The organism is Pseudomonas baetica (assembly GCF_002813455.1).
Classification (GTDB): domain Bacteria; phylum Pseudomonadota; class Gammaproteobacteria; order Pseudomonadales; family Pseudomonadaceae; genus Aquipseudomonas; species Aquipseudomonas baetica.
Window position 1 is genome coordinate 4,903,763 of record NZ_PHHE01000001.1, and the last position, 20,719, is coordinate 4,924,481.

General features: G+C 59.4%; 19 protein-coding genes and 2 pseudogenes. 8 read left to right on the forward strand and 13 right to left on the reverse strand.

Features of this window, described 5'->3' with window-relative positions:
• Window positions 1-39: 39 nt before the first annotated feature.
• The 4 genes from ATI02_RS22820 (at window position 40) to pdxH (ending at window position 5,786) form a co-directional block, all read left to right on the forward strand.
• Complete coding sequence (locus ATI02_RS22820) at window positions 40-2,535, forward strand: beta-galactosidase (protein WP_100847450.1); 2,496 nt, start codon at window positions 40-42, stop codon at window positions 2,533-2,535.
• 216 nt (window positions 2,536-2,751) lie between these two features.
• Window positions 2,752-3,897: a serine hydrolase domain-containing protein gene (locus ATI02_RS22825; protein WP_095188943.1), complete on the forward strand. Its 1,146-nt coding sequence runs from the start codon at window positions 2,752-2,754 to the stop codon at window positions 3,895-3,897.
• 113 nt (window positions 3,898-4,010) lie between these two features.
• On the forward strand, window positions 4,011-5,114 hold the full coding sequence (locus ATI02_RS22830; protein ID WP_100847451.1) for an OmpA family protein: 1,104 nt from the start codon (window positions 4,011-4,013) through the stop codon (window positions 5,112-5,114).
• Window positions 5,115-5,138: 24 nt separating this feature from the next.
• On the forward strand, window positions 5,139-5,786 hold the full coding sequence (pdxH, locus tag ATI02_RS22835) for a pyridoxamine 5'-phosphate oxidase (RefSeq protein WP_095188945.1): 648 nt from the start codon (window positions 5,139-5,141) through the stop codon (window positions 5,784-5,786).
• A 5-nt stretch (window positions 5,787-5,791) separates the two neighbouring features.
• Here the strand turns inward: pdxH and ATI02_RS22840 are convergent, their stop codons facing one another.
• On the reverse strand, window positions 5,792-6,028 hold the full coding sequence (locus tag ATI02_RS22840; protein WP_095188946.1) for a hypothetical protein: 237 nt from the start codon (window positions 6,026-6,028) through the stop codon (window positions 5,792-5,794).
• 167 nt (window positions 6,029-6,195) lie between these two features.
• Between ATI02_RS22840 and ATI02_RS22845 the strand changes: the two genes are divergently transcribed.
• Entirely contained in the window at window positions 6,196-6,660 is a 465-nt protein-coding gene (locus ATI02_RS22845; RefSeq protein ID WP_008086349.1) for an outer membrane lipoprotein, read from the forward strand.
• Between the two features lie 87 nt (window positions 6,661-6,747).
• Here ATI02_RS22845 and ATI02_RS22850 read toward each other — a convergent pair whose 3' ends face one another.
• The 5 genes and pseudogenes from ATI02_RS22850 to nhaA all read right to left on the reverse strand — a co-directional run bounded on the left by ATI02_RS22850 (window position 6,748) and on the right by nhaA (window position 10,615).
• The gene (locus ATI02_RS22850) at window positions 6,748-6,996 is read right to left on the reverse strand and encodes a pyocin S6 family toxin immunity protein (RefSeq protein ID WP_095188947.1); all 249 of its coding nucleotides are present in this window, start codon (window positions 6,994-6,996) and stop codon (window positions 6,748-6,750) included.
• A gap of 17 nt (window positions 6,997-7,013) precedes the next feature.
• Window positions 7,014-8,187: pseudogene (locus ATI02_RS22855) on the reverse strand (S-type pyocin domain-containing protein).
• A gap of 113 nt (window positions 8,188-8,300) precedes the next feature.
• A pseudogene (locus ATI02_RS22860) lies at window positions 8,301-9,041 on the reverse strand (ATPase).
• Window positions 9,038-9,307, reverse strand: a complete 270-nt coding sequence (locus tag ATI02_RS22865) for a hypothetical protein (protein ID WP_100847452.1) — start codon at window positions 9,305-9,307, stop codon at window positions 9,038-9,040. The pseudogene ATI02_RS22860 and the gene ATI02_RS22865 overlap by 4 nt, the downstream one beginning before the upstream one ends.
• Window positions 9,308-9,412: 105 nt before the next feature.
• Window positions 9,413-10,615, reverse strand: coding sequence for a Na+/H+ antiporter NhaA (nhaA, locus tag ATI02_RS22870; RefSeq protein WP_100847453.1), 1,203 nt, complete (start codon window positions 10,613-10,615; stop codon window positions 9,413-9,415).
• A 254-nt stretch (window positions 10,616-10,869) separates the two neighbouring features.
• On the opposite strand from nhaA, the gene ATI02_RS22875 reads away from it, so the two are divergent.
• Window positions 10,870-11,964, forward strand: coding sequence for a PLP-dependent cysteine synthase family protein (locus ATI02_RS22875; protein WP_100847454.1), 1,095 nt, complete (start codon window positions 10,870-10,872; stop codon window positions 11,962-11,964).
• 135 nt (window positions 11,965-12,099) lie between these two features.
• On the opposite strand, the gene ATI02_RS22880 is transcribed toward ATI02_RS22875, so the two are convergent.
• From ATI02_RS22880 to ATI02_RS22890, 3 genes are all read right to left on the reverse strand, one after another.
• Window positions 12,100-13,713 (reverse strand): NAD(P)/FAD-dependent oxidoreductase, encoded by a 1,614-nt coding sequence (locus ATI02_RS22880; RefSeq protein ID WP_095188952.1) that lies wholly within the window; start codon window positions 13,711-13,713, stop codon window positions 12,100-12,102.
• Between the two features lie 97 nt (window positions 13,714-13,810).
• Entirely contained in the window at window positions 13,811-14,464 is a 654-nt protein-coding gene (locus tag ATI02_RS22885) for a COG3650 family protein (protein WP_100847455.1), read from the reverse strand.
• A gap of 135 nt (window positions 14,465-14,599) precedes the next feature.
• Complete coding sequence (locus ATI02_RS22890) at window positions 14,600-15,199, reverse strand: short chain dehydrogenase (protein WP_100847456.1); 600 nt, start codon at window positions 15,197-15,199, stop codon at window positions 14,600-14,602.
• Between the two features lie 104 nt (window positions 15,200-15,303).
• Between ATI02_RS22890 and ATI02_RS22895 the strand changes: the two genes are divergently transcribed.
• Window positions 15,304-16,224, forward strand: coding sequence for a LysR family transcriptional regulator (locus ATI02_RS22895; RefSeq protein WP_100847457.1), 921 nt, complete (start codon window positions 15,304-15,306; stop codon window positions 16,222-16,224).
• A 130-nt stretch (window positions 16,225-16,354) separates the two neighbouring features.
• Here the strand turns inward: ATI02_RS22895 and ATI02_RS22900 are convergent, their stop codons facing one another.
• The 4 genes from ATI02_RS22900 to ATI02_RS22915 are packed head-to-tail and all read right to left on the reverse strand — an operon-like array spanning window position 16,355 to window position 18,801.
• Window positions 16,355-16,831: a DoxX family protein gene (locus ATI02_RS22900; protein ID WP_095188955.1), complete on the reverse strand. Its 477-nt coding sequence runs from the start codon at window positions 16,829-16,831 to the stop codon at window positions 16,355-16,357.
• Entirely contained in the window at window positions 16,828-17,586 is a 759-nt protein-coding gene (locus ATI02_RS22905) for an HvfC/BufC N-terminal domain-containing protein (RefSeq protein ID WP_095188956.1), read from the reverse strand. Before ATI02_RS22905 ends, ATI02_RS22900 begins: the two co-directional genes overlap by 4 nt.
• The gene (gene bufB / locus ATI02_RS22910) at window positions 17,583-18,470 is read right to left on the reverse strand and encodes an MNIO family bufferin maturase (protein ID WP_095188957.1); all 888 of its coding nucleotides are present in this window, start codon (window positions 18,468-18,470) and stop codon (window positions 17,583-17,585) included. Before bufB ends, ATI02_RS22905 begins: the two co-directional genes overlap by 4 nt.
• A gap of 25 nt (window positions 18,471-18,495) precedes the next feature.
• The gene (locus tag ATI02_RS22915) at window positions 18,496-18,801 is read right to left on the reverse strand and encodes a BufA1 family periplasmic bufferin-type metallophore (RefSeq protein WP_100847458.1); all 306 of its coding nucleotides are present in this window, start codon (window positions 18,799-18,801) and stop codon (window positions 18,496-18,498) included.
• Between the two features lie 201 nt (window positions 18,802-19,002).
• Between ATI02_RS22915 and ATI02_RS22920 the strand changes: the two genes are divergently transcribed.
• A complete protein-coding gene (locus ATI02_RS22920; RefSeq protein WP_100847459.1) occupies window positions 19,003-20,706 on the forward strand; it encodes a DUF2599 domain-containing protein in 1,704 nt (567 codons plus the stop codon).
• Window positions 20,707-20,719 lie beyond the last annotated feature (13 nt).

The window sequence follows — 20,719 nt, forward strand, 5'->3', positions numbered from 1 at the left end:
CATTGGCCATTGTTGGTCGTTAGGGAGAACTCCGTTCTTATGATCCGCCGTTCGTTGCCTGCCGTGTTTGCCATGATCTTCGCCGCCCCGTTACTGGCGGCGCCTGCTGGCCAGCAGACGCTGTTCAACTTTGTCCGTCCCGCCGACGTGGTGAAAATCGCCACGGAAAACGCCGACCTGCCACAAGCCAACGCCGAGCAAACCGCTGAAGGTGAAGTGCTGCGCCGCGTCATCTTCAACCCGGTGGCCCGCCCGACCTTGCGCCTGACCCCGCAAACCGGCGCCTGGGACTGGTCGCAGTCCGGCATGATGAGCTTGCGTCTGCAGAGCGCAATGAACTGGGCTGTGACGGTTTACGTGCAGATCCAGAGTAATGACGGCAAAACCCTGATCAGCCGCGTCGATCTGCCTGCCGGCCCGGCGCAAACCTTGCTGGTGCCGCTGGTGGCGACCACGCCACTGAGCCAAGGCATGAAAGCCGGGCCGCCGATGCCGATGACCGTCGATGGTCAGCGCATTCTGCTGGCCAGCAGCAGCGGTGAGATTGATCGTAGCCAAGTGGTGTCGGTGAGCCTGTCGATGGATCAGCCGAAAGTGGCCCAGAGCCTGTTGCTCGAGCGCTTTGGCGTGCAGGACGGCGAGGCTGTGACGCAGGCGGTGTACGGCAATCTGGTCGACGCCTATGGCCAATCGACCCGCAGCAAATGGCCAGAAAAAATCGCCAATGACGAACAACTGAAGTCCGCCGCGGCCAAGGAACAGCAACAGCTGAAAACCTGGCTGGCCGAGCGTGAAAAGTCCTCGCTGGACAAGTTCGGTGGCTGGAGCAAAGGCCCGGCCTTCAAGGCCAGCGGCTTCTTCCGCACGGAAAAACGCGACGGTCGCTGGTATCTGGTGACGCCAGAAGGTCATCCGTTCTATTCCCTCGGCGTTAACACCCTCAGCCCCGAGGTCAACCAGACTTACGTGGCCGGGCGCGAGTGGATGTTCGAGACCCTGCCAAAACCCGGCGAACCTCTCGCCAGCCACTTCGGTGAAGGCGATAACCGTGGCGGCAACGGCGCGGATCAGGGCCGAGGCTACGGCAACGGGCGCTGGTATGACTTCTATGGCGCTAACCTTCAGCGGGTTTACGGCGAACCCTGCAAACCGGACAGCGATACCAAGGCCGGAATCGCTGAAGCGGCCAAGGCGGGTGCGGTTGAAGAGACCGCAGTGAAAGCCGCCGAGCCTGTTCCAGAGTCCAACGAGGCGAAGGCCGGTGTCGCCGAAGCGGCGAAAATCGACGCCGTAGCGACGACGGCTGAAAAAGCGGCGGATCAACCCGTTACTGCTCCGTGTACCGCTACGGTCGATGAGCAGAAGTGGGCCAGCCATACCCTTGACCGGCTGCAAGCCTGGGGCTTCAACACGGTTGGCAACTGGAGCGCTGACTCGCTGAGCGACGCCGAACGCGTGCCCTATACCTTGCCGCTGTCGATCGTCGGCGATTACACCAGCATCAGCACCGGCAACGACTGGTGGGGCGCCATGCCTGACCCGTTCGACCCGCGTTTCGCCATGGCCACTGAGCGCGCCGTGGCCATCGCTGCCCGCGATCACCGCGACGATCCGTGGCTGATCGGTTACTTTGCCGACAACGAATTGGCCTGGGCGGGCGCAGGTGACGATCCGCAATCGCGCTACGCACTGGCTTACGGCACCTTGAAAATGACCACCGACGTGCCGGCCAAACGCGCCTTCCTCAAGCAGTTGCGTGACAAGTACCGCAACCAGGCGGGGCTGTCGAAGGCCTGGGGCATCGATCTTCCGGCGTGGGAATTGATGGAAGACCCGGGTTTCGTGCCGCCGTTGCCGAACCCTGAGCACCCGGAAATCGAAGCCGACTTCAGATACTTCCAGAAGGTTTTCGCCGACACCTACTTCAAGACCATCTCCGACTCGCTGAAATGGCACGCGCCGAATCAACTGCTGCTCGGCGGCCGCTTCGCCATCAGCACCCCGGAAGCCGTGGCCTCCTGCGCGCAGTATTGCGATGTGTTGAGCTTCAACATGTATACCCTCAAGCCGCAGGACGGTTATGACTTCGCCGCGCTGAATGCTCTGGATAAACCGGTGCTGATCACCGAGTTCAACTTCGGCTCCGCCGATCGCGGCCCGTTCTGGGGCGGTGTGACGCAACTGGCCAGGGAAGAAGATCGTGGCGCGGCTTATGCCAATTTCCTCAAGCAGGCACTGAGCGAGCCGTCGATTGTCGGCGTGCACTGGTTCCAGTATCTGGATCAACCGGTGACCGGCCGTCTGCTCGATGGCGAGAATGGTCACTTCGGTCTGGTCGGCGTGACGGATCTGCCGTATCAGGGTTTTGTCGAGACGGTGCGCAAGAGCAATTTGCAGGCGGTTGATCAGCTTGGCAAAGAGACCGAGAAAGCCGCCGCAGTCCATGAAGCCGAAGGTGGCAGGAAAGGTGAGGCTGGCAAAGGCCCGGGGCAGGGCGCCGGCCATGCCGGTGGGCATTCGGGCAATGGACACTGAGTTCTGATTGACCGCGTTATCGTTCTTCGCGAGCAAGCCCGCTCCCACACTGGATCTTGGCAACACTGCAGATCCCCTGTGGGAGCGGGCTTGCTCGCGAAGGCGTCAGTGGTGTCGCTACAACATTAACCGCCCAGCCCACAGCTGTTCCCAAATCCCTCAAGGGCTGGAACAATGCGGGCCACTTTGTAGAGCGTTTTCGCGGGGGAGTTGCGGGTGCAGATTCAGGGACATTACGAGCTTCAGTTCGAAGCAGTGCGCGAAGCTTTCGCGGCACTGTTCGACGACCCCCAGGAACGCGGCGCAGCCTTGTGTATCAAGGTCGGTGGAGAAACCGTCCTCGACCTCTGGTCCGGCACCGCCGACAAGGACGGCGCCGAGGCCTGGCACAGCGATACCATCGCCAACCTGTTCTCCTGCACCAAAACCTTCACCGCCGTTACGGCGCTGCAACTGGTCGGCGAAGGCAAGTTGCAACTGGATGCTCCGGTCGCCCGCTACTGGCCGGAGTTCGCCGCCGCCGGCAAAGAATCCGTCACCCTGCGCCAGTTGCTCTGCCATCAGGCCGGTCTGCCGGCCCTGCGCGAACTGCTGGCGCCCGAAGCCCTTTATGAGTGGCAAACCATGGTCGACGCCCTCGCGGCCGAGGCACCGTGGTGGACGCCGGGCACGGGTCACGGTTACGCCGCGATCACCTACGGCTGGCTGATCGGCGAATTGCTCCGTCGAGCCGATGGTCGCGGGCCCGGCGAATCCATTGTCGCCCGTGTCGCCAAGCCATTGGGTCTGGATTTTCACGTCGGTCTGGCCGACGAAGAATTTCACCGTGTCGCGCACATCGCGCGGGGCAAGGGGAATGCTGGTGACGCCGCGGCGCAGCGTTTGCTGCAAGTAACCATGCGCGAACCGACCGCCATGACCACCCGAGCCTTCACTAATCCACCGTCGGTGCTCACCAGCACCAACAAACCGGAATGGCGACGGATGCAGCAACCGGCGGCCAATGGCCACGGCAATGCGCGCAGTCTGGCCGGGTTCTACGCCGGTTTGCTCGACGGCAGCCTGCTCGAAAGTGACATGCTTGAAGAGCTGACCCGCGAACACAGCCTCGGCGAGGACAAGACCCTGTTGACCCGCACCCGTTTTGGTCTGGGCTGCATGCTCGATCAACCGGACGTGCCGAACGCTACTTACGGCCTCGGCCCACGGGCATTCGGCCATCCGGGGGCGGGCGGCTCGATCGGTTTTGCTGACCCTGAGCATGATGTCGCGTTTGGTTTTGTGACAAATACCCTTGGGCCGTACGTCTTGATGGATCCGCGCGCGCAAAAGCTCGCGCGGGTGCTTGCCACTTGTCTGTAAAGCGTCAAGAGAGGTTCCAGGGCCGGAACCTCGACTGGTTTTTCGATTCAAAGCGTCTGTTTATCCGGGCGAAAGTGCTCTGATTTTTCATTACTTCATTTTGTGGATTTTCAATGTCAGCTAAAACGACTCTCGCCCTGGCCCTGTGTGTTGCGATCACCGGTTGTGCACAGACTCCGAAAAACGACGCGGACGGCGGTAGCTGGTGGCCGTTTGGATCCTCCGACAAAGTGGCGGCCAAAGAGCCGGCCCCAGCCCCGTCCCCGTTGAAACCTGCTGCTACTGCGCCAGTAGCCAAAAATGAAAGCAGCAACCCATGGTACTGGCCGTTCGGCTCCGGCGATTCGAGCGCCAAGGCCGATGCCAAGCCTGAGGTAAAATCTGCAGCCAAACCGGTTGAAGTGGCCAAAGCCGAGGCAGACAAGGGTGGCAAATGGTGGTGGCCGTTCGGCGGCAAGGATCAGGACACCGCCAAAGTGGTGCCGATGCCTGACCCGAAAGTCACTCAAGCCTGGCTGGACGACTACGAGCCGCGTCTGCGTACCGCGATCCAGGACAGCAATCTGCAACTCGAGCGCCGCGACAACGTGCTGGTCGTGACCGCGCCAGTGGAAGGCTCGTTCAACCCGGATCGTCCGGCGATGCTGCTGCCAGTCACTCTCGGCCCGTTCACCCGCGTGGCGAAAATCCTCGAAGCCGATCCGAAAACCGCTGTTCTGGTTCTCGGTCACAGCGACTCCAGTGGTGCAGCGCCGGCTAACGTCAAACTGAGCCAGGAACGTGCGCAAGCCATTGCCGCGATCTTCCGCCTCAGCGGCCTGCAGCGTGATCGCCTGATGCTGCGCGGCATGGGTTCTGAAGCACCACGTGCCGCTAACGACAGCGTCGAGGGGCGTGCCCTCAACCGTCGCGTTGAAATGCTGGTGACTCCGCAGAACACCATGGTTGCGCTACTGAGCAAGTACAACATGCCGGCGCCGAAGCCAGTGACCATGGTCGCGGCGCAGGACGTCAAGCCAGTGGCCAAACCGGTGACCCCGGCGCCAGCTGCGAAGAAAGCCGCTGTACCGGCCACCAAAAAGGCGCCAGCCAAGAAAGCCGCCGCCAAGGCACCGGCAAAAAAAGCCCCGGCCAAGGCTCCAGCGAAGAAAACCGCTCCAGCCAAAGCCGCCGCGACCGACAAGAAAGTCGCCGCGACCGATGCCACCAAGAAGTGATTCGCTAACGAAAAGGAATGCGCCATGACCCAGGCTCTGGCAGATATGCGTCGTGATTACACCCGGGACGGTTTGACCGAGGCGCAAGCCCCCGCCGAGCCGTTTGCGCTGTTCCACCAGTGGTTCGCCGACGCGGTGAAAACCGAGCAGGCGCCGGTGGAAGCCAACGCCATGACCCTGGCCACGGTTGATGCGGACGGGCGTCCGCATTGCCGCATTCTGCTGCTCAAGGGCCTGGACGAGCACGGTTTCACTTTCTTCACCAACTACGACAGCGCCAAGGGCCAGCAGATGGCGGCCAATCCGTTTGCCGCCATGACCTTCTTCTGGCCGACCCTCGAGCGCCAGGTGCGCATCGAAGGGCGGGTGGTGAAGGTCACGCCGCAAGAGTCCGATGCGTATTATCAGGTGCGTCCGCTGGGCAGCCGTCTCGGTGCCTGGGCTTCGCCACAGAGCCGGGTGATCAACGGGCGTGGGGAGCTGGAGGATTTGCTCAAGGCGACCGAGCAACGTTTCAGCGATACCCAGCCTGACTGCCCGGAACACTGGGGCGGCTACCGTTTGTTGCCCGAGCGCATCGAATTCTGGCAGGGCCGTCCGAGCCGTCTGCACGATCGCCTCAACTACCGTTTGCAAGGCGCCGCCTGGATTCTTGAACGTCTGGCGCCCTAAGCAGTCTACCGAGCGGGATAGCCGGCCGCAGCGGCCTCAAGCCACTTCGGCAGGTCCCGGCGCTTGATCTTCTGCGCTTGGGCGTGGGCCAATTGTTCGAGCATGAAGGTGCGTTTGCCTGCATCCTCGCCGGCCAGCGACAATGCCAGATCACGATCCATCCAGCGTTTGATCCGCACGTACAGCCACCAATGGAAGTACAGACCCGCTGCGGTGGTCACGACAATGATCAAGTAATCCATGAAAATCCTTGGGTCGGCGGCGCAAGAAATGGAATTTGGCGCTAATGTTGGGTGAGTTCGCAGGGCGCCTGTACCGGGCCTGAATGAAAGCAATTTTATCCGGGCGGGGCAGTGACAGGCGTCAAGCTGTGGAGTTTAATGAATACCTGTCCTTTGGAGTTGATGCTATGCGTAAGTCTGTTCTGCTGGTTGCTTCCTTTTCCACGATGGCGATGTTGCTTACCGGCTGCCAATCGAGCCTGACCGGTGACTCCTACTCCCGTGACGAAGCGCGTCGCGTGCAGACGATTCGCATGGGCACTATCGAATCCCTGCGCCCGGTGAAAATCGAAGGCACCAAGACCCCGATCGGCGGCATCGCCGGTGCGGCAGTCGGCGGCGTTGGCGGCAGCGCCATCGGCGGCGGTAAAGGCAGCATCGTCGCTGCGGTTATCGGTGCTGTGGCCGGTGGTCTGATCGGCTCCGCCACCGAAGAAGGCCTGACCCGCACCCAGGGTGTGGAAATCACCGTGCGTGAAGACGACGGCAGCATGCGTGCCTATGTGCAGCAGGTTCAGGAGAATGAAGTGTTCCGCGTGGGTGAGCGCGTGCGCATCTCCACTGTTGGCGGCACCAGCCGCGTTTCGCACTAAGCGGGAACGAGCGGTAAAAGAAAACCCCGATCAGGTGACTGGTCGGGGTTTTTTTTGGTGCTTTTCAGCTTTTCTGAGTCAGGTTTGTCAGTCTTCGCGACAGAGCCCGATGCAGTAAGTCAAATCGTCCCTGAAGGGCGTGTTGACGAGTTGCATGATTTCTCTGGCTTGAGTTTCCGTCAGATCATGTTCACCCATCGGTACATCTTTCAGAGACTCCCATCCCATGACGTTAAGAACCGCCTGCTCTGAAGTGTGCGGCACATCTTTGTCATATTGCAGTGAGTTGTCTGGATTTGGTTCAGGGAAAAAACCGGAAAGAGCTAAAAAAATCATTCTTGAATACTCGATTGTCACTTGGTCGTGGTGCGTCTTTCGGGCTTTGCTTTACCGGTCTGCTCACCCGTTTGTATATCGAACTCGCCGAGATGGTCTCCTTCCCAGTTATAAACCTCGACAGCTCCATGTTGATAGTCCCACTCATAAATGCGCTTTTTACTTTCCCAACGCCTGCGATGCCCTTTTTTACGAACCGGTAATGCATCGGGGAAGGCTGGAAGTAGCTTGGGCGGCATATGGTAGTCGTGGTCACCAGACACCGGACGCGCAACCACTATATAGAGTGGCCTGACCCCCGAGTCCGCCGGGGACACCAGAATGAAGTCCCTGTACTCCGGCGGATAAACCGGATTCACCAGAATCCCTTCCGCCGCTTTCGTCGGCGGATACACCCAGATATGTGGCGCTTGCGGTGCAGCCTCCAGCGCTGGAATACCGAGGATGTCCGAGGCATCCACGGCCGGCGTCCAGAGCAGTTCGGTGCCTTCACCCAGGTCGGCGACGAAGCGGTCGCCGCGTTTGGTGAACTGAACGACATCGACCATTTCCCAGTCGCGGTTCTTGCCGGTGTAGAAGCCGTAGCCCTTTAGGCTGCCGTCCGCTTCTTGTTCGATGCGCAGTCGCACTCGGGTGCGGGCCTGTTTCAGGGCGCGCAGTTGATCGTCGGTGTAGAGGGCGCTATCGCCCAGGCTCGAAGGCATGAACAGCGCGACCAGTCCAACCAGCGTGGCAGCAACCGTGCTGGCGGCAACGGCAGGCAACGCTTCGAATGCGGAGCCGGCCAAAGCAAAATTGCCGAATCCTGTGGGGATGGCGGTTGCGCTGATTTTCTTCAGCGCAACCGCGCCGTTTTCATCGGCGTCACGTGCGCCCAACAGAATCAGTTCGCCGTAACCCTTCAGGCTGTCAGTCGGCACCATCCCCGAAGGACTGGAGTAATCGATAATTGCATCCGGCAACTTGCAGGATTTGGCGAAGACGCAGCCAGCACGCACGGGATCGGCTTTTTTTGACTGCCACCTCTGGGCTGCGCTCGAAGGCCTCCTGCCGCGCCAGCATGGCGTCGTAAGCGTTTTGTCTGGCGTCGCGTTCGGCCAGTTCAGTGGCCGTCATATAGCGGTAGGTGACGTGATGCCCGTCGCCTTGCGGTGGGTTGGGAACCCGGGGAATGTCCTTGTTACGAGCCACTGATCGTCCTTTCGTTCATCCATCGGCCGCCCCTCGGAAGGGGCTGCGCGACGTTAACGAAGCAGGAAATTTGTGGCTGTAGGACGCGTCTCTAAAGACGAGGGATTGTTCGACTACAACAATTTATCGAGCACGAACTCTTTGAACCAGGGCGGCTGAAAGTCTGATTTGATTTCAATCAGCTCGCCATCAGTGATTTCTGCTATTTGTGTCAGCCCTTCACTGCCTTCATCCGAGTTATCGAAAATGTAGGCTCTGTTGGATGTCAGGATAGCTTCAGACAAAAGCTCCAGAGATCTCCAGTAACGGGCCTTTATTTTTTCAGGAGGAACGTTATGCCCGCCTTGCGATACGCGGTAGGCAACCCTGGCTATATTGATTTCTGGATCAGCGGTAGCGACGTAATAAACGTAGACTCTGTAGCCAGAATTATGGGCCTCGGCGAGCAGGTTAACTTTGTCAGAGGAGGACATGACCGTTTCAAACGTAAAGCTAATGCGTTCTTTGATCAGCGACCGGCGTATGAAATCGGAAAGGGCTGAAGCAACGTAGGAGTCGATTTCGGTATTTGCGAAGCTGAGTCTTTCACCTTCAATCGCCAGTGAGTCCAGCTTTGCCAGCGAACGAGGGGATTTCTTTTAAAGCGCATGTTCACGGAAAAAATCAAAAATCTCTTCTTTATGAGATTCGATTCGATATGAGGTGAAGTCAAAGTATCCCGTGTCTTTAATCGCCCGTTCGATATCATCAGGATTGATGTAGTTTCCGAGCAAATGGGCAGGAACAAGTCGATTGAAGGTGCTTTTTCCCGATCCATTAGGTCCCGCAAATATCCGTATTCTTGGTGTGCTCAAGAAGTAACCTGTTTTGAAGATTTATTGATGTGCAGGCGAGTACCGCTTTTCAGATTTCCATAAGTGCCGATCGCGCGCAAAGCAACGGAGGTCTTCTCCGTCACCTCGAACAGTTGGCCATCTTTAGCAACAAGAACGGCTGCGCCGTTGGCGAGTGCCATTCTATAGGCGTTGTTGAATGCCTTCAGGGCGATATCTGGAATCCGGGATTCCTGCACGGCAATCTGATCGTCCGTCATTGGGCGCCTTTCTGCTTTACGTGACATGGATGGCTCCGAGAAATACCGTGCTGGAGAGGTGGCTGGGGTTAACGAAAGATATAGCACACTTGCGCGGCTCATTGCTAAGCCTTGCGCGAAGCGTGCTGATACTCATGAAGCAGCTTGTTTCTCAGATTGTAGGGTGCTTTGACGACTCGCCGCCGCCGTCACCGCATACCCGATCAACGCCGCCAGAATCGACCCCGTCAGAATGCCCATCCGGTCCATGCCCGCGTATTCACTTGCACCCGGAACAAAGGCCAGCGAGCCGACAAACAGGCTCATGGTGAAGCCAATCCCGCAGAGAATCGCCACCCCCAGCACCTGACCCCAATTGGCACCTTGGGGCAGAGCGGCGATGCCGATCTTCACAGCCAGCCAAGTGAGGCCGAACACACCAACGGTCTTGCCCAGTAGCAGGCCGACCGCGATACCCATCGGTACATGGTGAGTGAAACTTTCGACGGTGACGCCGCTCAGCGACAGGCCGGCGTTGGCGAAGGCGAACAGCGGCAGGATGCCATAGGCGACCCATGGATGCAGCGCGTGTTCCAGCTTCAGCAATGGCGAGGGCTCGGCGTTTTTCGTGCGTAGCGGGATGCAGAAGGCCAGGGTTACACCGGCCAGCGTCGCATGCACGCCGCTCTTCAGTACGCAGACCCACAGGATCAAGCCGATGATCATGTAGGGTCCGAGCTTGACCACCCCGAGCCGATTCATTGCCACCAGCGCAGCAATACAAGCGGCAGCGAGGCCCAGCGACAGGGTCGACAGTTCGCCGGAGTAGAAAATCGCAATGATCACGATGGCGCCGAGGTCATCGATGATCGCCAGGGTCATCAGGAACAGCTTCAGCGACACCGGTACGCGCTTGCCGAGCAGGGCCAGCACGCCGAGGGCGAAGGCGATGTCGGTGGCGGTGGGGATTGCCCAGCCGCTCAGGGCTGCCGGGTTGTCGCGGTTGAGGAACCAGTAGATCAGCGCCGGCACCAGCATGCCGCCGATAGCCGCCGCCCCGGGCAGGACGATCTGCGACGGCTTCGACAGCTGACCGTCGAGCACCTCGCGCTTCACTTCCAGGCCGATCAGCAGGAAGAACAGCGCCATCAGGCCGTCGTTGATCCACAGCAGCAGGGGTTTGGCGATTTTCAACGCGCCGATCTGCGCCACCACCGGGGTGTCGAGCAGGCCGGTATACAGCCACGACAGCGGCGAGTTGTTGATAATCAAGGCGAGAATGGCCGCGGCGATCAGTAATAGACCGCTGGCAGCTTCCAACTGAAAGAAACGCGTGAAAGTGCTACGCAGAGGCAAGGTCGCTCTCCATCGATAAGTCAAAAAAGGTGGAACACCCTAACCCGTACCGTTAGTTGTTAAAACAAAAGTTATATTCTTTTTTGTTATATGTCGTTACAAGACTGATTACCCATGAACCCACGCTGAGCCTAGCAGTTGCCGGACATATTGAGACTCAGCTGTATCTGTGCGCGATGCAGGTTTTTTCTTAAGCTGACGAATGAGCCTTTTGTGAGGCCAGTCTCCTACCCGTTTCAACGAGAACCATAACCATGAGCGACACCCGACAGTGGGCCCGCGAAGCCATCCGCATCATCGAAGCGGATTTTCAGCGTAGCGCCGACACCCACCTGATCCCCTTGCCGCTGCCGGGTTTTACGGGCATCGAGTTGTACTTCAAGGACGAATCCAGCCATCCGACCGGCAGTCTCAAGCATCGGCTGGCCCGTTCGTTGTTTCTGTATGCGCTGTGTAATGGCTGGCTCAAACCCGGCGCGCCAGTGATCGAGGCGTCCAGCGGATCGACGGCGATTTCCGAAGCGTATTTCGCGCGGATGCTGGGTCTGCCGTTCATTGCGGTGATGCCGGCGACGACGTCGAAAGAAAAGATTGCTCAAATTGCTTTCTACGGTGGTCAGAGCCATCTGGTGAAAGATCCGACACAGATTTACGCCGAATCCGAGCGACTGGCTCGCGAGCATGGCGGCCACTTCATCGATCAGTTCACCTACGCCGAGCGCGCTACCGACTGGCGGGCGAACAACAACATCGCCGAGTCGATCTTCCAGCAAATGCGCTACGAGAAACATCCCGAGCCGAGCTGGCTGATTTCCAGCCCCGGTACTGGTGGCACCACGGCGACCCTCGGCCGTTATGTGCGCTATCGCCAACACTGCACCCGCGTACTGTGTGCAGACGCCGAGCGTTCGGTGTTTTTCGATTTCTATCAGACTGGCGATTCGACTCTGCGTCTGGATTGCGGCTCGCGGATTGAAGGCATAGGCCGGCCACGTGTGGAAGCGTCGTTCCTGCCCAAAGTGATCGACGCGATGGTCAAGGTGCCCGACGCCTTGTCGCTGGCAGCCATGCATTATCTGGCGCAGCGGTTGGGTCGACATGTTGGCGGCTCGAGCGGCACCAATCTGATCGGCGCGCTGATGGCGGCGCAGCAGATGAAAGCGGCGGGGGAGTCGGGTTCGATCGTGGCGATTCTGTGTGATGGCGGCGAGCGTTACGCCGACACCTATTACGATCAGGACTGGCTCAAGGCGCAGGGGTATGAGTTGAGCGGGTTGATTGAGGCGGTGGCGGCGAGTGCAGAGCGCGGTGAGCCGCTACCGACCTCAGTCCTGCGCGCCAACATCTGACACACCGAAAACCAAATGTGGGAGCGGGCTTGCTCGCGAAGGCAGTGTGTCAGGCGATAAATGTATCGACTGAAACGACGCTTTCGCGAGCAAGCCCGCTCCCACAGGAGTTTGTGTTGTGTCAGCTAATGCTGATCAGGCTTCCAGGCCCAGGATGTCCCGCGCCACCGCTTCAGCGATCCGAATCCCGTCCACACCCGCCGACAGAATCCCACCGGCATACCCCGCACCTTCACCGGCCGGGAACAGGCCTTTGACGTTCATGCTCTGCAACGTCTCGTCGCGGGTAATGCGCAGTGGCGAAGACGTGCGCGTCTCGATCCCGGTCAACACCGCGTCATGCAGCGAATAGCCGCGAATCTGCTTCTCGAATGCAGGCAATGCTTCACGAATCGCTTCAATCGCAAAGTCCGGCAAGGCCAACGCCAGATCACCCAGCGCCACGCCCGGTTTATACGATGGCTCGACTTCGCCCAGTTCGGTCGATGGAATGTCGTTGATGAAGTCACCGACCAGTTGCGCCGGGGCCTTGTAGTCGCTGCCGCCGAGAATGAAGGCGTGGGACTCCAGACGTTCCTGCAACTCGATGCCGGCCAGTGGGCCGCCCGGATAATCGACTTCCGGGGTGATGCCGACGACGATGCCGGAGTTGGCGTTGCGCTCGTTACGCGAGTACTGGCTCATGCCGTTGGTGACCACGCGGTTTGGCTCGGAGGTCGCCGCCACCACGGTGCCGCCCGGGCACATGCAGAAGCTGTAGACCGAGCGGCCGTTTTTGGCGTGGTGTACCAGTTTGTAGTCGGCAGCACCGAGTTTCGGGTGGCCGGCGTACTTGCCCAGACGTGCACGGTCGATCAGCGACTGCGGGTGTTCGATACGGAAACCCACCGAGAACGGCTTGGCTTCCATGAACACGCCACGGCTGTGGAGCATGCGGAAGGTATCGCGGGCGCTGTGGCCGAGGGCCAGAACCACGTGTTTCGAATGCAGGGTTTCGCCGCTGGCCAATTGAACGCCTACCAATTGACCGTCTTCGATCAGCACGTCGCTGACACGTTCCTGGAAGCGCACTTCGCCGCCCAGTTCGCGGATCTGCTCGCGCATGTTTTCAACCATGCCGGTCAGACGGAACGTGCCGATGTGCGGCTTGCTGACGTAGAGAATCTCTTCCGGCGCGCCGGCCTTGACGAACTCGTGCAGGACTTTGCGGCCAAGGAACTTCGGATCCTTGATCTGGCTGTACAGCTTGCCGTCGGAGAACGTCCCTGCGCCGCCTTCGCCGAATTGCACGTTGGACTCGGGGTTGAGCACGCTTTTACGCCACAGGCCCCAAGTGTCCTTGGTGCGCTGGCGCACTTCGGTGCCGCGTTCGAGGATGATCGGCTTGAAGCCCATTTGTGCCAGCAACAGGCCGGCGAAAATCCCGCACGGGCCGAAACCGACCACGATCGGGCGCTGGCTCAGGTCGCTCGGCGCCTTACCGACGAATTTATAGCTGACATCCGGCGCCACGTTGACGTTACGGTCGTCGGCGAACTTGCCCAACACCTTGGCCTCGTCGCGCACGTTGAGGTCGATGGTGTAGATGAAGCACAGTTCGGAGGACTTTTTGCGCGCATCGTAGCTGCGCTTGAACAAGGTGAAATCGAGCAGGTCATCGCTGGCGATGCCCAGGCGCTGCACGATGGCAACGCGCAGGTCTTCTTCGGGATGGTCGATTGGCAGCTTGAGTTCAGTGATTCGTAACATGGCGAGGATCCGGGTTCGCGGGGCGCACAACTGCGCCAGGGCGTTTGAAGGCCGCGATTATAAGCCGCAAAGACCGGATCCGGTGAGGCTAAAACGCTCAGTCGTTACGCGATCCGCCGAAATACCCGCAGCCACGCTGCACCTGGCCGTCGATGCGCAATTCGGCGCTCATGTGCTGCACGCTGCCGTTGCTGCTGTCGACGCAACGTTGCGGCGCGACCCACAATTCGATGCGCTGATTGTTGGCTTCGCTGCTGAGATTGAAGCGGCCGTCGCCCAATTGTTCTTCAACGTAAGGCACGGCGAGTGGTGGCTGACCGTCGCGGTCGATGACCATGCCACGGCCGCTGACTTTGACGTTCCACTGCGGGCCATGACCAGCGGCGCGCAGAATCAGCAGTTTGAAATTGGGATCATCGCACGCGGTGCCGGAGCGCTCGACGCGATATAACTGGGCCAGGTCGAGGCGGTCACCGGCGATCTTGCCGCGCACGTCGGCGAATAATTTGCCCTGCTCATCGGCCAGGGTCGCGGCTTCTTGCAGGACGCTGGTGCCGCCGATGTCGTTGATCACGTATTGGCCTTGATCCTGACACGGCTGGAACACCAGTTTGCCGTCGGCCGCGGTCAGTTGCCCCTGCATCCGCGTCTGCCCCACATGCGAGGCACTTTCACGCTGGCCATCGAACAACTGGCAGGCGGCAAACAGCGGAAGCAGGGTAATAACGACTAACGAACGGGCAACACGCATCTTCGGCTCTCCAGACAAGTGCCGCCACGTTACGCAGCCTGTCAGGCAAATGCAAAAGATCGCAGCCTGCGGCAGCTCCTACAGGGAAACGCAAATACCTCTGTAGGAGCTGCCGCAGGCTGCGATCTTTTGATCTTATCCGACGTGAAATGTCTGACCTGTCTGCAAGCCTTCGACACTTTTCGCGTAGGCCAACGCCACATCAGCCGCAGGAACCGGCTTGTAACCACGGAAATACGGGGCATAGCTGTCCATGGCTTCCAGCAACACGGTCGGGCTGATCGAGTTCACTCGCAGGCCGCGTGGCAGTTCGATGGCGGCGGCGCGAACAAAGCTGTCCAGTGCACCGTTGACCAGCGCTGCCGAGGCGCCGCTGCGGATCGGGTCGTGGCTGAGCACGCCGGTAGTAAAGGTGAACGAGGCGCCGTCGTTGGCGAACTCACGGCCGATCAGCAACAGGTTGACCTGGCCCATCAGCTTGTCTTTCAAGCCCAGAGCGAAAGTGTCTTCGTTCATTTCACCCAGCGGAGCGAAGGTAACGTTGCCGGCGGCGCAGACCAGTGCATCGAACTTGCCGGTCTGTTCGAAGAGTTTGCGGATCGATGCGCTGTCGCTGATATCCACCTGCAAATCACCACTGTTGCGGCCGATACGAATGACTTCGTGGCGTTGCGAGAGTTCTTTGTCCACGGCCGAACCAATGGTGCCGCCAGCGCCTATCAACAGAATTTTCATCGTGCTGTGCCTCAAGTGATTGAACGAGGTTGCAGTCTAGAGTGGTTTTTTCTCGGGATAAGCGCGCTAATGGGCAACCTTTGGTTTTCAAATGGAAACAATCCATGAGCGAGATGGATGATCTGGCCGCGTTTGCAGTGCTGATTGAAGCGGGCAGTTTCACCTTGGCGGCGCAGCAATTGGGCTGCAGCAAGGGCCAGCTGTCCAAACGCATCAGCCAGCTCGAAGCGCAGTTTTCTGTGGTGTTGTTGCAACGCACGACCCGTCGTCTGAGCCTGACCGCAGCCGGCGCGGCATTGTTGCCACAAGCCCAGGCCCTTGTAGTCCAGGTCGAGAGAGCGCGTCAGGCCTTGGCACGATTGAAGGACGACATGGCCGGGCCGGTGCGTATGACGGTTCCGGTGTCGCTGGGGGAAACCTTCTTCGATGGTCTGCTGCTGGAGTTTTCGCAAAAGTATCCCGAGGTGCAGATCGAACTGGAGCTGAACAACAGCTATCGCGATCTGTCCCGGGACGGTTTTGATTTGGCGATCCGTAGCGAGGTGGCCAATGACGAACGCTTGGTCGCCAAGCCGCTGTTGGCCTGGCAGGAAATGACCTGCGCCAGCCCGGCCTATCTCGAACGCTTCGGCGAGCCGCAGACGCCGCAGGCATTAGCCGAACACCGGTGTCTGCTCAACAGCCACTACAGTGGTCGCGAGGAATGGCTGTATCACCAGCAACACGAATTGCTGCGGGTGCGGGTGTCGGGGCCGTTTGCCAGCAATCATTACAACCTGCTGAAGAAAGCCGCGCTGACCGGGGCCGGCATCGCCCGGTTGCCTTCGTACCTGCTGCAGGCGGAATTGGCTGACGGGCGACTGCGCTGGCTTCTGCGCGATTACCAGACCCGGCGCATGCCGATGTATCTGGTGCATCCGTATCAGGGCGGATTACCGAAACGTACGCAGGTGTTGGCGGACTATCTGATCGGCTGGTTCAAGCGCAGCGGTGAGGCGCTGGATCGCCTATCCCAGCAACAGTGAAGAGCCCCTGTAGGAGCTGCCGAAGGCTGCGATCTTTAGATTTTCAAGATCAAAAGATCGCAGCCTTCGGCAGCTCCTACAGGGGTTTCAGGGATTCGAAGCGTTCAGCTGTTTCAGACGCTTCAGCTATTCAACGGTTGTAGTGTCTGGCGATCAGATGATCGATCGACAATTTCCCCGGTCCTGTCGCCATCAGATACAGCAACACCGCTGCCCACGTGCCATGAGTCGGGTAGGCATCCGGATACACGAACAACTGAATGGTCAAAGTCATTCCCAGCAACGCCAGCGCCGAAAACCGCGTAGCGAAACCGATCAGGATCAGCATCGGGAACAAGTGCTCGGCAAACGCGGCCATATGCGCGGCGATTTCCGGCGACAGCAGCGGTACGTGGTATTCGCTCTTGAACAGCGGAATCGTTGAGTCTGCCAGACGCGGCCAGCCCAGCTCGAAGGTGCCGTCGAACAGATCGATGGCCAGGCCCTCAACCTTGGTCTGCCCGGACTTCCAGAACACCGCGGCAATCGAGAAACGCGCAATGAATGCGATCAGGCTGTGGGGGATTCTTTCCAGTAGTTTGATGGCGCGGGTGATGAGGCAGTTCATGGCGATTCCTTGTTGTTCAGTTGGGTGATGGCGTTGTGGGCAATCAACAGTCCCAGGGTCTGGCCGAGATCAAATACAGGGCTGTTTTCTGCCGCTGCCAATAGCGGCTGGCCAGCGAGCAAATTCCGGATGAAGACGCTGGCGCCGTGATCAAGGGCAAAGACCTCGACGTCGAGATCGTTGCGCAACACCAGTGCGTGTTGTCCGTGGTTGAGGTCGATGCCTTCCAGCGTGGCCTCGCGCTGATGCGCAGCCCAGATCGCGACCACTGACCAGGTTGAATCGAGCAGATGCAGGGAAGGGTGGAGCTCGAATCCAAGCTCGCTCAGGGCTTGAGGGTCATTCAGCGCAGCGGCGAGCTGTTCCGGCCGGATCGGGCTTGCGTCGGCAGCGTGATAGGCGAGGGTGCGCAACTGCTCAAGGCGCGCCACGTCGGCCAGATACGGCACGCTTGAGGCCGGTTCAAACGTTGAAATGAAGTCCGAAAAACCTTCGCCGTAGCGGCCCATCAACGGACTTTGTGGTGGCTGGCGTTGTACGAATACAGCCGCCATGGCGCGGAAAAATTCCTCGCCAACCAACTGCGCAACCACCGGATAACTGTCGCGCAGTGCGTTGATCAACGAGCTCTGCACATTGTTGCGGTACACCGAGAAACGACTGGCGGGATCGGCACCGTTGGCGCTGCACAGGCCTTCGGGGCAGGGCAATTGCACATTGAGCAGGGCTGCCGTGAAGTCGGCTTGAGTGCTCATGATCGCCCCCCCGCATCTACCAATAACGCCTCGGCCTGTTGCGCCTCGGCCAGCAAAACGTTGAACGCGGGCACCTGATTGTCACGTTCGATCAACGTTGCCACCGGGCCGATCCGTTCCAGCACTTGCCGGTACAGGCTCCAGACCGCTTGATCGATCGGCGCACCGTGATCATCGATCAGCAAGCGGTCACCGAGGCTGTCGGAGTCTTCGGCAAAACCGGCCAGATGAATCTCACCGACAGCGTGCAACGGCAGGGCATCGAGATAGGCGATTGGATCGCGCTGATGATTGATGCACGAGACGTAGACGTTATTGACGTCCAGCAACAACCCGCAGCCGCTGCGGCGGATGACTTCGGCAATGAAGTCCGCCTCATCGATGGTCGAGCGTTGAAAGGCCAGATAGGTCGCCGGATTTTCCAGCAGCATGGGCCGCTTGAGCGTGTTCTGCACCTGATCGATATGCGCGCAAACGCGGTTCAGCGTCGGCGTGTCATAGGCCAGGGGCAGCAGATCATTGAGGAACACCGGGCCATGGCTCGACCAGGCCAGGTGTTCGGAAAAGGAGTGCGGTTGATAACGCTCGATCAGATCCTTCAGGCGTTGCAGATGTTCAATGTCCAGCGGCCCTTCGGCCCCGATGGACAGCCCAACGCCGTGAAGTGACAGTGGATACTGCTCGCGAATCAATCCCAGAAAATGATGAAACGGGCCGCCGGCCACCATGTAGTTTTCGGCGTGGACTTCGAAGAAGCCGATGTCCGGTGATGAGCCGAGCACTTCACGAAAGTGCCCGGTCTTGAGCCCCAGCCCGGCACGGGGCGGGAGCCCTGAGCGGGCTGCCTGAGTGCAGGACTGGGCATGGTCTTGGGGTGTGAACATGATCGTTACTCAGGCAGCCGACGGATCAGGACTTGGCTTTGAACGCTTCCATCTGGCCGAAACCGGTCGGCGAGGTCTTGCTTTCGGTGGTGGTGCAGGTGCCTTTTGGCACGAGTTTCCAGGCGTTGGCCTGATAGTCCGTTTTTGATGTGCCGGCACAAGTGGTGCCCGCGCCTGCGGCGCAATCGTTCTTGCCTTTCATGGCTACGCCGAAGCATTTTTCCATGTCGGCGTCAGCAGCGTGGACGGTGGAAACAGCGGCGATACTCAGGGCAGAACCCAGGGCCAGAACCAGGGCGGTAGCGGACAGGGTGCGGGTGGTAGCAGTCATGATGTTTCTCCGATTTGAGCTTGGGTTTACAAGCGAAGTGCGCTTGCTTACCCCACTAGAGAAGCGAGGTGGCGATGCGTTACAGCGACCCTCAAACTTTTTTCAGAAAATATGCAAAACCCTGCGGCAGCTCCTACAGTGACGTCTTCTATAGTCATTTCAACGGCCACTGTGACAGGCCGATTTACCAGGACGGTATTTATGACAAAGGATTGCTCAGACTCAGGTGTGCTATTGCGCAAGACTTCATCTTTCGCTCTGGCCTGCACTCTTTCCTTGCTGTTCAGTACGGTCGCCGCCCAGCCATCGCTCGATCCGCTAGACACGCTCAAACGCATCAACCACAACTACAACACCCTCAAAGACGCTTGCCAGGAACCCGACACCGGTGCCGCGCGCGGCCTCTACTATTGCAGCGGCGTGACCTTGCGCATGGTCAACGACGGGCCTTTCAATCCTTGGGATTACAGCCCGTACGCGGTCAAGATCGGGGCGACGTCCTACTCCTGGATCCGCAAGGACCTGAGCACTCGAATCCTTATTCACCCGGCTGGCTTGATCCTGCGCACGCCCACCGATGCTGCGACGTTGAATCTGCCGGTCAAGGAGCAGGGCTTCACCTGCATTTACGCTTTTGATGGCGGCACCGGACCCGAGCGAAAGTGGTACGGCTGCGGCTTTTTCGACAGCCGCGAGCCGCCGCATGCGGCCCAGGGCGTGATGAACAATCGCAATGCCGCGCTGGCCTATGGCACTTGTGCCGAGGCCGGTGTCACCACTGCCGAGCAATGGACGCAGAAGTACACCGGACTGATGAAGGGCCCGATTCAATACAGCCAGTGCTCATGGAATGCGGAGAAACCCGGCGATTGGCACGCGATGATCCGGGTGCACGAGTCGCGGCCGAACACCACTAACAAAGACCCGTTTGCCTTCAGCGCCCAAGTCAACGAATTCATGTTGAAAAATGCCACGGCGACCAACGACGGCAGCGAAAACATGAAGTACATCGACGCCTTCATTTACAACGTCAACAGCACGCAGAACTTCGCCACCCGCGGCGATCAGGCACCACCAAAACCGGAAAACGGCCTGAACAGCGCGCGCAATTTCCAGAAGAAACTAAAGACGCAAGGCTACAACGTACCGATTTTGCGACTGGATTTCACCAAACCGCCTGAGCAGCGTTTCAGCTATATCGCTGCGGATCAGGCGATAGACGAAATGGTAGTGGGTGCTGCCCCGGCCCCCCACTACATTGCTGACGCAGCCTGGATCGAGCGTTATGACCCGGGCAGCAAAAAAAACGAATGGTCGCTCAAGGTCACACCCACTGCCCAAGGCAAAGCGATTCAGTCCAGCGACCAGGAGGCCTTGTACAAAGAGCTGTTTGCGCTGCGCGGGGCTGACAGCCAATGGCGCGACCACGAGAAATCAACGGGCAGCATGCGCCAGCAACTGGCGTGTCTGGTGCAGAACTACCCGGCCAAGACCGAGTGGAATCTGGAGCCGTTCCGGCCTGTGGTCAGTGCTCAGGAGGCGGCGAAGGCCGGTTGTAATCCAGTACCGGTCGCGACGCCGCGATACATCGCCTCCGCCGACTGGATCAAACGCTTTGACCCCGGCACCCGTCAGGATGAATGGAGCTTGAGCGTGGTGCCCACGGCGGCGGGACGCGCCTTGGCCAATGAGCAGATCGGTGCCTTGTACGACCAGTTGTTCGCCCTCAAAGGCGCGGACAACAACTGGCGCGACAATGAAAAGGCCGCCGGCAGCATGCGTCAGCAATTGAGCTGCGTTCTGGTCAATTACCGAAACAAGACGCCATGGAATCTCGAGCCTTTCCGGCCGGCGTTATCCGAGAGCGAGATGCGGGCTGCGGGCTGTAATCCAGTCCCGCGTTAAAGATGTGTGTTGG